Source organism: Kitasatospora sp. NPDC088134 (assembly GCF_044741705.1).
Classification (GTDB): domain Bacteria; phylum Actinomycetota; class Actinomycetes; order Streptomycetales; family Streptomycetaceae; genus Kitasatospora.
Genome location: NZ_JBIUTD010000012.1, coordinates 111507 through 124144, shown reverse-complemented (window position 1 = coordinate 124144; position 12638 = coordinate 111507). Strand labels below are relative to the sequence as shown.

The following is a 12638-nucleotide window of genomic DNA, read 5'->3' as shown; positions in this document are numbered from 1 at the left end:
CCTTCTCCACCGACAGTCTGTCAGCTCGGCGCCGCGCTCGCGCAGCGCCACCCACCAACGGGAGTAGGTTGGCGGGCAGTACCAGCACCGGCCCAGTTCCAGAGGAGAACCCAGCACCGTGAGCGAGCGCCTGCAGGCGGGCGACACCGCCCCCGCCTTCACCCTGTCCGACGCCGACGGCCACCAGGTGTCGCTGGCCGACCACCTGGGCCGCAAGGTGATCGTCTACTTCTACCCGGCCGCGCTGACCCCGGGCTGCACCAAGCAGGCCTGCGACTTCACCGACAACCTGGCGGTGTTCGAGGGGGCCGGCTACGACGTGATCGGCATCTCGCCGGACAAGCCGGAGAAGCTCGGCAAGTTCCGCGAGACCGAGAACCTGAAGGTGACGCTGCTGTCCGACCCGGACCACGCGGTGCTGGAGGCGTACGGCGCGTACGGCGAGAAGGTGAACTACGGCCGCACCTACCAGGGCGTGATCCGCTCCACGGTGATCGTGGACGAGCAGGGCAAGGTCGAGCGGGCGCTGTACAACGTCCGGGCGACCGGCCACGTGGCGAAGCTGCTGAAGGACCTGAAGGTCGGTCAGTAGCCCGCGGAGCGCAGCGGTGGCGGCCGACCCCCCGACCGGGTCGACCGCCACCGCCGTTCATGGGCTCGGGATCAGCAGGCCCCGAGGTCCGTCCAGACGCCCCAGGCGCCGCTCAGCGAGGGGTCCTCGCCCGCGGTCCACCACTTGTTCTGGTAGTAGTGGCCCTTCCACGACACCTTGGTGACGGTGGCGTAGGTGGTGCCGGCGCTCCAGCTCGGCGCGCCGGAGCAGGTCCCGACGGTGGCCGACGCGGACGGCGAGGCCGACTGGGTGGCCGACTGCGAGGGGCTCGCGGAGGCCGAGGCCGAGGGCGACGCCGACTGCGAGGCAGAGGCGGAGGCGGAAGCCGAGACCGAGGCGGACGGGGACGGGGACGGCGAGGAGGTGCTCGCGGTGGTGCCGCGGGTGTAGTCGCCGGTGATGCCGTACAGCGTGCCGCCGACGTTCACGGTCCAGTTGGCGGGGGTGGAGACCGGCAGGTAGTAGACGAAGGCGACGTCCACCGAGGCGCCGGGCGCCAGGGTCTGCCAGGTCGGCAGCTTCAGCGAGACCCGGTTGTAGGTGCCCTTGAGGCCGCCGACGTTGCTGCCGGTGTGGTCGGCCCGGATCACCTTGGAGCCGAAGCCGGACTGGTCGGCGGCGTTGCCGGGCGCGGAGACCGAGTAGTCGAACTGGAACTCGGTGCCGCCCGGCAGGGTGACCGTCGAGTTGTTGACGATGTGGATCTTCGGGTTGATCGGGTAGTTGTTGTCGCCCAGCGCGAACTGGGTGAACGACACGTCGATCGGCAGGGTCTGCTGCGGCAGCGCGATGGTGGAGCGGGTCGCGCCGTACGCGGAGGCGGACTTGAACTTGTCGTAGAGCAGCGAGGTCATGGTGCTGCCCTGGACGTACTCGCCCTTGCCGCCGTTGGCGGTGGCGTCCCACTTGTAGTCGCCCGCGAGCTCCCAGATCATCGCGCCGCCGACGCCCTGGTTGACCACGTAGTCGGCCTTGGCGCCGATCGACTGGTCGTCCTCGGTGGAGAGGAACACCTTCTTGCTGTCGTTCCACAGCCACGGCGCGACCAGGGCCGAGCTGTAGTTGCGGGTGTAGGTGCCCTTGAGCGCGGTGTCGGTGACGCCGTACTTGGCCAGGTAGTCCGGCACGACGCCGGCTTCCAGGTTCTTGGCGTGCCACATCGGGTTGGAGCCGGCCGGCGACTCCTTGCCGTTGGTGTCCAGGTCGTGCCAGATGTTGTCGATGCCGACGGCGCCGTCACCGCAGGTCGTCAGGCCGGAGCCGGCCGGGCAGTTGGTGGTGGAGGAGGTGCCCCACAGGCCGTTGGTGCCGCCCTGGACGTTCTGGAAGCCGCGGGTGTAGTACGGCACGCCGAGGTTGATCCGGCCGGCCGGCATCGCGCCGCGGAAGTAGTGCACGGCCCAGTCGGTGTTCAGGTAGCCGATGCCGCCGTACTGCGAGGTGCCGTACACGTTGACGGCCGCCAGCTCGGCGTCCTTGCCGTCGTCGTACAGCGAGGCGTTCGGGCCGACGTACTTGTTCCAGGCGCCGTGCAGGTCGTACGACATGATGTTGACGTAGTCCAGGTACTGGGTGACCTGGAAGGTCTCCATGCCGCGCAGCAGGTAGCCCGAGGACGGGGCGGCGACCGACAGCAGGTAGTACTTGCCGTCGGCGGCGGAGGCCCGGTCGAGCTTCTCCCGCATGGTCTTCATCAGCGCGGCGTAGCCCTTCATCAGGGAGGCGCGCTTGGCGTTGGAGAGGGTGTAGTCGAGCGGGTTGCCCGCGTCCTTCATCGAGGTCGGGTACTCGTAGTCGAGGTCGACGCCGTTGAAGCCGTACTTCTTGATGAAGGTGACGGCGGAGTCCGCGAAGGTGTTGATGCCGGCCTGGTTGACCGACCCGTCCGCGTTGACGGTCATCGAGTAGAAGCCGCCCGAGCCGACCCGGTTGCCGGAGTCGTCGAAGTAGCCGCCGGTCTCGGCCCAACCGCCCACCGAGACCATGGTCTTGACGTTCGGGTACTGCTTCTTGAACTTGCTGAGCAGGTTGAAGTGGCCCTTGTACGGGTACGCCGGGTCCATCTCCGCGCCGGCCACGCCGGGGAAGGTCATCCCGGTCGAGGCGTTGTTCGGGCCGTCCGTGCCGACCGACAGCGTGTTGTCGGAGGCGACGTGCGCGAACGCGTAGTTGAGGTGGGTGACCTTGTCCCAGGGGATGTTGTTCACCAGATAGGCGGGGGTGCCGTCCTTGCCGGTGCGCCAGCTGGTGAAGTAGCCGATGACGCGGCGCTGGTGGTCGGCGCCCATCTGCTCGCGGCCGCTGCTGTCGTAGACGTTGCAGTAGGGGACGTCGACGCCGGGCGTGGTGTACATCCCGTCGGGACGACACGCCTGGTTGTCGACGGCGGCGGCGGACGGGGCGACGCCGAGCGTGCCCATCAGCAGGCCCGCCAGCCCGGCGGCCGCGGTGACGGCGAACGCCGCCTTGCGGCCGGTCTTCTGACGGCCGGCAGCGGTGGGGCGCTGCGCCGTCGCAGGTCGGATCAACACTCGGTCCTCCAGGAGAGAGTGTCGGGTGTGCGCCTGTGGGAGGGCTCACACCTGTGGGGGAAGTTCCGCCGAACTTAAAAGGTCTGGACCACCCGCGTCAACAGGTCTGTACCAACTTGGCCGGAAAGGCCGGACCGTCCGCACTCGGACGATCCGGCCTTCCCCAGGGCGGCCTGACGCTACTTCATGCTGCCGGCCATCGCGTTGACCAGCGTCCCGGACGGGTCGTCGGCCTCCAGCGAGTAGGCGAAGACGCCGCCGAGGCCCTTGGCCGTGGCGTACGCGCCGCGCGCCGCGATCGCCTGCGGGGTGTCACCGGTCCACAGCGTGGTGCCGTCGTAGATCCACGAGCTCTGCGTGGTCGGGTCCCAGTGCACGGTCGCCCCCGAGGTCTTCCCGGCCGCCGCCAGCTCCTTCCAGAACGCCACGCCCGCGGTCTGGCTGGTCCCCTGCGCCGCGGACGGCCCGGTCGCGGCCCGGTAGAGGCCGTAGTTCGCCCCGGCCTGGACGCCGGTCCAGCCGCGGAAGTAGAACGGCACGCCCAGCACCAGCTTGCCCGCCGGGAACCCGCCCTTGATGCCGTACGCCGGGGCACCGTTCAGGAAGGCGTTCACCGCGTTGTCCACGGTGTACTTCTGGGTGCCCGGCGCGACCGGGTTGGACGGGTCGTTCGGGCTGTCGTACAGCGGGTCCTGCAGATTGGTCGGACCGGTCGCGTCCCAGGCCCCGTGCATGTCGTAGGACATCACGTTGCCGTAGTCCAGGTACTTCCCGATCTGGTCGGTCTGCAGCAGCGCGATCTTGTCCTGGCCGGACGGCAGCGCGGCGGTCAGCAGGTACTTCTTGCCGACGGTCTTCCCGTACGCGTCCAACTGGTTGCGGAACTCGGCCAGCAGCGCGGTGTAGTTGGCGGTGTCGGCCGCCGACCAGTGGTTGCCGGTGTGGCCGCCCGCGGAGGCCGGGTACTCCCAGTCGATGTCGATGCCGTCGAAGATCCCCATCGCCGCGGCGGCCCCGCCGGTCGCGTCGCCCTGGATCGAGGGCAGGTTGCCCTTGATGAACATGTCCAGGCAGGAGGAGACCAGCTTCTTGCGCGAGGCGTCGGTCGCGGCCGCGTCCGAGAAGTACTTGGAGTACGTCCAGCCGCCCAGCGACATCGTCATCCGCAGGTTCGGGTACTTCGCCTTGAGCTCGCGCAGCTGGTTGAAGTTGCCCTTCAGCGGCTGGGTCCAGGCGTCCGTGGTGCCGTCCACCGCGATGTCCGCGGTGTAGCCCTTCTGGTAGTCCGCGAACGCGTCGCCCGCCCCGTCGCCGGCGTTCGGGTTGTTGTCGTTGGTGTCGGCCGCCTTGATCGTCTCGAAGCAGCTCAGCGTCGACGGGTCGATGTTGGCGAACGCGTACGTCATGGTGTTCAGCCCGGCGGCCGCGCCGGTCGCCGCCATCGTGGACGGGTAGTACTTGTTCCCGTAGATCCCCCACTGCGCGAAGTACGCCGACTTCAGCGCGCCGGTCGGCGCCGCCCCGGTGGTCACGGTCACCGGCGCCGAGAACCCGCTGCTGTGCCCGTCCTTGTCGTAGCCCTGCACGGTGAAGCTGTACGAGGTGTTCGGCAGCAGCGAGGAGACGGTCACCGCGGTGCCCATCGAGGTCGCGGTCTGGGTCGTGGTGCCGGTGAAGATCCGGTAGACCGCGCTGTTGCCGTTCTGCGCGTTGTCGGCCGAGGCGTTCCACTTCAGCGTCACCGCGGTGCCCGCCACGCTCGCGGTCAGCCCGGTCGGCGTGGTCACCACCCCGTCGCCGCCCGGCGTCCCGCTCTGCGAGGCACTGGCGGACGGCGAGGCGCTCTGCGAGGGCGAAGCCGAGGCCGAGGTGGACGGCGAAGCGCTCGCACTGGCACTGGCGCTCGCGCTCGAACTCGCGCTCGCCGAGGGGCTGCTGGAGCCCGACCCGCCGGGGCCGGTGAGGACCAGGTCGTCCGCGTAGTAGGTGCCCTGGCCGTACCAGCCGTGGGTGTAGACCGTCACCGAGGTGGTCGAGGCACCGGTGGTGAAGGTGGTGCTCCGGTTGGCCCAGTCGGCGCTGGAGCCCCAGGTGTTGGTGTCGGTGGTGCCCGTCCCGGTGACGCCCAGGTAGGTGTAGTTGCCCTTCAGCCAGCCGCTCAGGCTGTAGGTGGTGCTCGGGCTGACCACGACGGTCTGCGAGCACTGCGCGCTGTCCGAGGCGGAGGCCGCCGCCTGCAGCGCCTTGCCGCCGCCGTGCGGGGCGGTGCCGGTGATCGAGCCGAGGCCGCCGGAGCAGGTCCAGCCCGCCAGGGTGCCGGTCTCGAAGTCGCCGTTGGCCAGCAGGTTGACGGTGGCGGCCGAGGAGGCGCCGCCGATCACGGTGACCAGTCCGGCGGCCCCGGCCACCAGGGCGGTCGCGGTCGCCAGCGCGGTGCCGGCCTTCAACGGACGCCGCCCGGGGCGGGCGGCGGAGCGCGCGGTCGTGGCGCGTTCGGGCATGAGGTCGCTCCAATGCTCGCGCCCGGCAGGGGGACCGGGCGCCGTGGGGGAGGAATGACGTGCCGGGGCCCGGCCGTTGCGCACCGGCGGGGCCCGATTTTCCGCGGATCGGCGCGAACGTATGTGGTCTGGACCACTCGGGTCAATAGGTCCATACCAATTCTTGAACAAGCCGAACCGGCCCCGAGCACCGCCCGAAAGGGTGGTGCACGCCCGCGTGACGGGCAAGTAGCATGGCGGGAAGTCACTGTCGGCGGTCTTGGCGGAATTGGCAGACGCCCGGGTTTTAGGTGCCCGTGAGAGAGATCTCGTGAGGGTTCGAGTCCCTCAGGCCGCACAGGGGTCCACCACGTGAAGAGGCCCGTCCGGACACCTCCGGACGGGCCTCTTCGCACAGCTGACGGCTGCGCTGACGGCGGGTCAGCCGAGCAGGTCGGCGACCACGGGGGCGAGCGCCCGGAAGGCCTGCCCGCGGTGGCTGATCGCGTTCTTCTCCTCGGCGGTCAGCTCGGCGCAGGTCCGGCTCTCGCCGAGCGGCTGCAGGATCGGGTCGTAGCCGAAGCCGCCGCTGCCGGCCGGCTCGGTGCGCAGGGTGCCGAACAGCCGGCCCTCGACGACCCGCTCGGTGCCGTCGGGCAGGGCGAGCGCGGCGGCGCAGGCGAAGGAGGCGGCGCGGTGCCCGGCGTCGATGTCGGAGAGCTGGGCGAGCAGCAGGTCGAGGTTGGCCTTGTCGTCGCCGTGCCGCCCGGCCCAGCGGGCGGAGAAGATCCCGGGCGCCCCGCCGAGCACGTCCACGCACAGGCCGGAGTCGTCGGCGACGGCGGGCAGCCCGGTGGCCTTCGCCAGTGCGTGCGCCTTCAGCAGCGCGTTCTCGGCGAAGGTCACCCCGGTCTCCGGCACGTCCGGCACCTCGGGGAAGGCGTCCGCGCCGACCAGTTCGACCTCCAGTCCGGCCGCGCCGAGAATGTCGCGCAGCTCGGCGACCTTGTGCTGGTTGCGGGTGGCGAGAACGAGTCGCTTGGTCATGCCCCCAGCGTAGTGACCCCGGGCGGTCAGCCCGTGCAGACCTTGCTGATCTGGCCGGCCGCGCTGCCGAGCGGGCCGAGGTCGGGGACCTGGTTGCTGTCGACGGCCTTCTGCACCTTGTCGACCTGGGTCTGCAGGTCGTTGATCGCCTTGGTGACGTCGACGTCGTTGGAGTTGCGCCCGAGCTTGTCCATGTCGGCCTTGAGGTGCTGCAGCGCCTGCCCGGCGGCGGCCGGGTCCTGCTGGGCGTTGTTGTAGGCGCTGCCGACCTGGGCGACGTCGGTGGAGATCTGCACCGCGGTGTTGGCGCAGTCCACGGCCTTCTGCGCGGCCGAGCAGCTGACCACGCTCAGCGGCAGCACCAGGACCAGCGCGGCGACGGAGAGCGCGGCGGTGCGGTTGATGCTCAGCGACTGCTGCATCGGCGAGTCCTCCAGAGGGATGTGCGGGCCCACAGCGAACGTTAAGGGCGGACCCGCGCGCCTGTACAGCACACGCGGGTCACCTGCCGTTTCTGACGGCCTTTCGGCCCACACCGGTTCCCCGGGAGGGCTAGTGCCGCGTCAGGCAACCTTTGCCGTCAAGGAGCGGCGGTCGGTGCGTGCTCTCGGCGTGCCGGGCGGAAGCCCTCGTACTGGGTGTACTTGGGTTTTCGGCCGGTGCGGCGAGAGGGCGTGCCGGGCGCCGCGACGGGCGAAGGTTGCCTGGCGCGGCACTAGAGCTCCAGGGCCTTGCGCTGGATCTCGTCGAGCTCGGCGCAGCCGAGGCTGCCCAGGTCGAGCAGCCGGTCGAGCAGTGCGCGGTCGAAGGGGGCGCCCTCGGCGGTGCCCTGGACCTCGACGAAGCGGCCGTCGGAGGTGCAGACGACGTTCATGTCGGTCTCGGCCCGGACGTCCTCCTCGTAGCGGAGGTCGAGCATCGGGACGCCGTCGATGATGCCGACGCTGACGGCGCTGACGCCGCCGGTGATCGGCTGTCCCTTGGCCCGGAGCAGCTTCTTGTCGCGGGCCCAGGAGACGGCGTCGACCAGCGCCACGTAGGCGCCGGTGATCGCGGCGGTGCGGGTGCCGCCGTCGGCCTGCAGCACGTCGCAGTCGAGCACGATGGTGTTCTCGGCCAGCGCCCGGTGGTCGACCACGGCGCGCAGCGAGCGCCCGATCAGCCGGCTGATCTCGTGGGTGCGGCCGCCGATCTTGCCGCGGACCGACTCGCGGTCGCCGCGGGTGTTGGTGGCCCGGGGCAGCATGGCGTACTCGGCGGTGACCCAGCCCTCGCCGCTGCCCTTGCGCCAGCGCGGGACGCCCTCGGTGACGCTGGCGGTGCACAGCACCTTGGTGTCGCCGTAGGAGACCAGGACGGAGCCTTCGGCGTGCTTGCTCCAGTTCCGCTCGATGGTGATCGGGCGGAGCTGTTCGGGGGTGCGGCCGTCGATGCGTGACATGCGAACGAGCGTATCGGGTCCGGGCCGCCGCCCCGGCCCGGCGGACGCGCGACGGCCCGCCGGCCGGGGCGTCCGGCGGGCGGGCCGTGCGGATGGAGCGGGTGGAGCGGGCCTGCGGGAGGCTCAGCTCACATCATGTCCTCGATCTCGGCGGCGATCGGGTCGGCGTCGGTGCCGATGACGACCTGCACGGCCGTCCCCATCTTCACCACACCGTGGGCACCGGCGGCCTTGAGCGCGGCCTCGTCGACCTTGGAGGCGTCGTGGACCTCGGTGCGCAGCCGGGTGATGCAGCCCTCGACCTCGTCGATGTTCTCGATCCCGCCGAGACCGGCGACGATCTTCTCAGCCTTGCTGGCCATGGTCTTTCTCCCTCTGTATCGGCGCTTCGGCGGTCGGCCGCCGGGTGCCGTACTGCGTGTGCGGTGGTACCGGCCGGAGGTGACGCGGGATCAGTCTGCCGCGCCTTCCGACGGCGCGACCAGCATCACCCGATTTCGGACGATATGCCACGTTAGTCCACTTTCGGGCTATCTCCGCGCGCGGCCCGTGCCGGGGGCACCGGAGGATGGCGACCATCGGGCTCTCGAACCCGCGGACCGCCACTGCCCCACAAATGGTCTACACCAATTCTAGGTGTACCCGGGACAACGCAGGACGGTCCGCCGGTGTTCCTGGCCCCACGCACGGATGAAACCCGGAGACGTACGGGCACGGCAGCGGAGGGCCGACGATGAGTTCACCAGGCGCCACGGCGCACCAGTCCACGTGGTGGCACACCTTCTACGGCGGCCTGCAGAAGATGGGCCGGAGCCTGCAGCTGCCGGTCGCCGTCCTGCCCGCCGCGGGCCTGCTGACCCGGCTCGGCCAGCCGGACATCTTCGGCAAGGACGGTCTCGGCTGGGACAAGGTCGCCTCCGCGATCGGTGCCGCCGGCGGCGCGCTGCTCGACCCGGCGCTCGGCCTTCCGCTGCTGTTCTGCATCGGCGTGGCGATCGGCATGGCGAAGAAGGCCGACGGATCGACCGCGCTCGCCGCGGTGGCCGGCTTCCTGGTCTACTACGCCGTCCTGCGGGCCTTCCCGAAGGACTGCCCGGCCGGCACCGCACTGCACGAGACGGTCTGCATCGACTTCGACGCCAAGACCGCGGTGAAAGTGGACTTCCAGAACCCCGGCGTGCTCGGCGGCATCCTGATGGGCCTGTTCTCGGCCTGGCTGTGGGTGCGCTACCACCGGGTCAGGCTGGTCGACTGGCTCGGCTTCTTCAACGGCCGCCGTCTGGTCCCGATGATCACCGCCCTGGTCGGCCTGCTGTTCGGCTCGCTGATGGTGTGGATCTGGCAGCCGATCGGCAGCGGGCTGGCCGACTTCTCCAAGTGGCTCTCCGACCTCGACTCCCTCGGCTCCGGCATCTTCGGCCTCGCCAACCGCGCGCTGCTGCTGATCGGCATGCACCAGTTGCTGAACACCTTCGTCTGGTTCCAGTTCGGCACCTACACCGACCCGGTGACCCACAAGTCCGGCACCGGTGACATCGGCCGCTTCCTGGCCGGCGACCCGACGGCCGGCCAGTTCCTGTCCGGCTTCTTCCCGATCATGATGTTCGCGCTCCCGGCCGCCGCGATGGCGATCGCCGCCTGTGCCAAGCCGCACCGGCGCAAGGAGATCTACGGCCTGATGACCTCGGTCGCACTGACCTCCTTCGTCACCGGCGTCACCGAGCCGATCGAGTACTCCTTCGCCTACGTGGCCCCGCTGCTGTACGGCATCCACGCCGTACTGACCGGCGTCTCGATGGCCGTCACCTGGGCCCTGGGCGTCCACGACGGCTTCAGCTTCTCGGCGGGCCTGATCGACTACCTGCTCAACTGGAACCTGGCCACGAAACCCTGGCTGATCATCCCGATCGGCCTCTGCTTCGCGGCGGTCTACTACTTCCTGTTCCGCTTCGTCATCGTCAAGTTCGACCTGAAGACACCGGGGCGCGAGGACGACGACGAGGTCGAGGACGTGACCAAGGCCTGAGGGCCGGTTCGGCGCGCCCCCGGCGGGAGACCCCTCCCGACCGGGGGCGCGGCGCTGCCGGGGTGCTGACCGGACGTCAGGCGGGGAAGGTTTCGATTCGGTGGCGCTTGCCCGCGACCCGCCGTGAGAGGGTTCCGGAGCCCGATCGGCGCGTGCTAGAAAACTGGACAGGACCGCCAGTGGTCTAGACCAGGATCGCGCTGCCGTGAGGAACCCGCCCGCTATGAGTACGACCGCGCAGAACTCCCCGTCCGCGGCGGCGCCGGGCGGCCGGGGGCCGCGCTCGCGGGTCTTCCCGGCCCTGCAGAAGATCGGCCGCAGCCTGCAGCTGCCGATCGCCGTGCTGCCCGCCGCGGGCATCCTGCTGCGGCTCGGCCAGCCCGACGTGTTCGGCGCCGACGGGCTGCGCTGGACCAAGGTCGCCGAGGTGTTCTCCGCCTCCGGGCACGCCGTCTTCGACTGGATGCCGCTGCTGTTCTGCGTCGGCATCGCCATCGGGTACGCCCGGAAGGCCGACGGCTCGACCGCGCTGGCCGCCCTGGTCGGCTTCCTGACGTACCACCAGGTGCTCACCGCCTTTCCGAAGAGCGAGTACCGGCCGCTGCCCGGCCTGGACGCCCCGGCCACCTACCAGGACCCGGGCGTGCTCGGCGGCGTGGTGGTCGGGCTGCTCGCCGCGCTGCTGTGGCAGCGGCTGCACCGGGTCCGGCTGGTCGACTGGCTGGGGTTCTTCAACGGGCGGCGGCTGGTGCCGATCGTGATGGCCTTCGTCGGCACCGGGCTCGGCATCCTGTTCGGCCTGTGCTGGGGGCCGGTCGGCTCGGCCGTCGACAGCTTCAGCAACTGGGTGATCGGCCTCGGCGCGCTCGGCTCCGGGATCTTCGGGGTGGTCAACCGCGCGCTGCTGCCGTTCGGGCTGCACCAGATCGCCAACGCCTTCTTCTGGCAGCAGGCCGGCAGCTTCGACGCGGCCGGGCAGATCGTCCACGGCGACCAGAACCGGTTCTTCCAACTCGACCCGAGCGCCGGACAGTTCATGTCCGGCTTCTTTCCCGTGATGATGTTCGGGCTGCCCGCCGCCGCGCTCGCCATCGCGCACTGCGCCCGCCCCGAGCGCCGCCGCGCCGTGCTCGGCATGATGTTCTCGCTCGCCCTGACCTCCTTCGCCACCGGCATCACCGAGCCGATCGAGTTCGCCTTCGTCTTCATCGCCCCCGCGCTGTACGCGGTGCACGCCCTGCTCACCGGGCTCTCGATGGCCGTCACCTGGGCGCTGGGGGTGCACCACGGCTTCACCTTCTCGGCGGGCGCGATCGACTACGTGCTGAACTGGAGCTACGCCCGACAACCCTGGCTGATCGTGCCGATCGGGCTGGCCTTCGCGGCGGTCTACTACACGGTCTTCCGGTTCGTGATCCTGCGCTTCGACCTGAAGACGCCCGGGCGCGAGGACGAGGACCCCGAGGACGGGTAGCGCCCCGCGAGCGCCCGACAGGGCGTCAGATCCAGCCCAGCCGGGCCGCGTGCACGCCCGCCTGGAAGCGGGACCGGGCGCCGAGCGCGGTGGTCAGGTCGGCGACCAGGCGGCGCACCGTGCGGTCGGAGACCTCCAGCTTGCGGCCGATCGCCCGGTCGGTCAGGCCCGCCGCGAGCAGCCGCAGCACCTCGCGGTGGCGGTCGTCGGGCGTGGTGCGGCCGAGCAGTTCGGGCGGGACCCAGCCGGCCGCCCAGAAGTGCTCGAACAGTTCGCGGACCACGCCGACCACCGCCGGGTCGCGGACCACCACGGCGGCGGTGCCGGGCGGCTCGCCGGGCGCGGGCAGCACGGCCAGCCCGGCGTCCACCACGATCAGCCACAGCGGCAGGGTGTGCGCGACCCGGATGCCGGCGCCGGCCGCGGTGAGCTCCTGGACGTGCGCCAGCACCGCGCCCCGGTGCAGGGCCGCGGCGGGGTAGACGGTGCGCAGCGCGACCCGGTGGGCGAGCGCGATCCGCTCCCGGGCCAGCTTCTCGGCCAGGCCCGCCTCGGACCGGTCCTGGCCGGGGCGCAGCGACAGGACCTCGGTGCGGGCGCCGCGGGCGGCGTCCTCCAGCAGGGCGGCGACCCGGTCGGCGCCGCGGACGAGTTCGTGGGCGGTGCCGGTCTGCAGCGGCAGGTAGCGGGTGTGCAGCTGCTCGACGCGTTCGCGGGTGCGGCGGGCCTCGCCGAGCAGGGCGGTGAAGCGGCGGTCGGAGTCGGCGAGCAGCCGGCGGACGGCGGTGTCGATCGGGACGGCGGTGACGCCGCTGGTGGTGGCGGCGGTGGCACGGAGCAGTCCGAGGCCGCGCAGTTCACCCAGGGCCTGCTGGAACTCCCGTTCCCCGCAGCCGAGTTCCTCGCACAGGGAGTCCAGGGACCGGCCGGGTTCGGCGAGCAGGCGGGCGTACAGGGCGGTGCTGGTCTCCACCCTTCGGGAGCCTAGGCCCGGGGCCGGTGGGCGGCGGCGCCTTTTCAGCATCC

10 protein-coding genes and 1 tRNA gene are annotated in these 12638 nt (G+C 70.9%); 4 read left to right on the top strand and 7 right to left on the bottom strand.

Going from position 1 to position 12638, the window contains the following annotated elements:
• Nucleotides 1–118 precede the first annotated feature (118 nt).
• Nucleotides 119–592, top strand: coding sequence for a thioredoxin-dependent thiol peroxidase (gene bcp, locus ACIOHG_RS20360; protein WP_400952441.1), 474 nt, complete (start codon nucleotides 119–121; stop codon nucleotides 590–592).
• Nucleotides 593–663: 71 nt separating this feature from the next.
• On the opposite strand, the gene ACIOHG_RS20355 is transcribed toward bcp, so the two are convergent.
• Together ACIOHG_RS20355 and ACIOHG_RS20350 are read right to left on the bottom strand one after the other, a co-directional pair.
• Nucleotides 664–3033 carry a chitinase C-terminal domain-containing protein gene (locus ACIOHG_RS20355; protein WP_400952650.1) on the bottom strand — a complete coding sequence of 790 codons (2370 nt, stop codon included), beginning with the start codon at nucleotides 3031–3033 and terminating at the stop codon, nucleotides 664–666.
• Nucleotides 3034–3323: 290 nt separating this feature from the next.
• Complete coding sequence (locus ACIOHG_RS20350; RefSeq protein WP_400952439.1) at nucleotides 3324–5645, bottom strand: glycosyl hydrolase family 18 protein; 2322 nt, start codon at nucleotides 5643–5645, stop codon at nucleotides 3324–3326.
• Nucleotides 5646–5898: 253 nt separating this feature from the next.
• Here ACIOHG_RS20350 and ACIOHG_RS20345 point away from each other — a divergent pair.
• Nucleotides 5899–5982, top strand: a tRNA-Leu gene (locus ACIOHG_RS20345).
• 83 nt (nucleotides 5983–6065) lie between these two features.
• On the opposite strand, the gene rdgB is transcribed toward ACIOHG_RS20345, so the two are convergent.
• From rdgB to ACIOHG_RS20325, 4 genes are all read right to left on the bottom strand, one after another.
• A complete protein-coding gene (gene rdgB / locus ACIOHG_RS20340) occupies nucleotides 6066–6671 on the bottom strand; it encodes an RdgB/HAM1 family non-canonical purine NTP pyrophosphatase (protein ID WP_400952436.1) in 606 nt (201 codons plus the stop codon).
• Between the two features lie 26 nt (nucleotides 6672–6697).
• Nucleotides 6698–7093 carry a hypothetical protein gene (locus ACIOHG_RS20335; RefSeq protein ID WP_400952434.1) on the bottom strand — a complete coding sequence of 132 codons (396 nt, stop codon included), beginning with the start codon at nucleotides 7091–7093 and terminating at the stop codon, nucleotides 6698–6700.
• 293 nt (nucleotides 7094–7386) lie between these two features.
• Nucleotides 7387–8112 carry a ribonuclease PH gene (rph, locus tag ACIOHG_RS20330; RefSeq protein WP_400952431.1) on the bottom strand — a complete coding sequence of 242 codons (726 nt, stop codon included), beginning with the start codon at nucleotides 8110–8112 and terminating at the stop codon, nucleotides 7387–7389.
• A gap of 128 nt (nucleotides 8113–8240) precedes the next feature.
• Nucleotides 8241–8474 (bottom strand): glucose PTS transporter subunit EIIB, encoded by a 234-nt coding sequence (locus ACIOHG_RS20325; RefSeq protein WP_099899415.1) that lies wholly within the window; start codon nucleotides 8472–8474, stop codon nucleotides 8241–8243.
• A 371-nt stretch (nucleotides 8475–8845) separates the two neighbouring features.
• On the opposite strand from ACIOHG_RS20325, the gene ACIOHG_RS20320 reads away from it, so the two are divergent.
• Together ACIOHG_RS20320 and ACIOHG_RS20315 are read left to right on the top strand one after the other, a co-directional pair.
• Entirely contained in the window at nucleotides 8846–10138 is a 1293-nt protein-coding gene (locus tag ACIOHG_RS20320; RefSeq protein ID WP_400952428.1) for a PTS transporter subunit EIIC, read from the top strand.
• A gap of 223 nt (nucleotides 10139–10361) precedes the next feature.
• Nucleotides 10362–11612, top strand: a complete 1251-nt coding sequence (locus ACIOHG_RS20315; protein ID WP_400952426.1) for a PTS transporter subunit EIIC — start codon at nucleotides 10362–10364, stop codon at nucleotides 11610–11612.
• A 25-nt stretch (nucleotides 11613–11637) separates the two neighbouring features.
• Here the strand turns inward: ACIOHG_RS20315 and ACIOHG_RS20310 are convergent, their stop codons facing one another.
• Nucleotides 11638–12585: a LuxR C-terminal-related transcriptional regulator gene (locus ACIOHG_RS20310; RefSeq protein WP_400952424.1), complete on the bottom strand. Its 948-nt coding sequence runs from the start codon at nucleotides 12583–12585 to the stop codon at nucleotides 11638–11640.
• Nucleotides 12586–12638 lie beyond the last annotated feature (53 nt).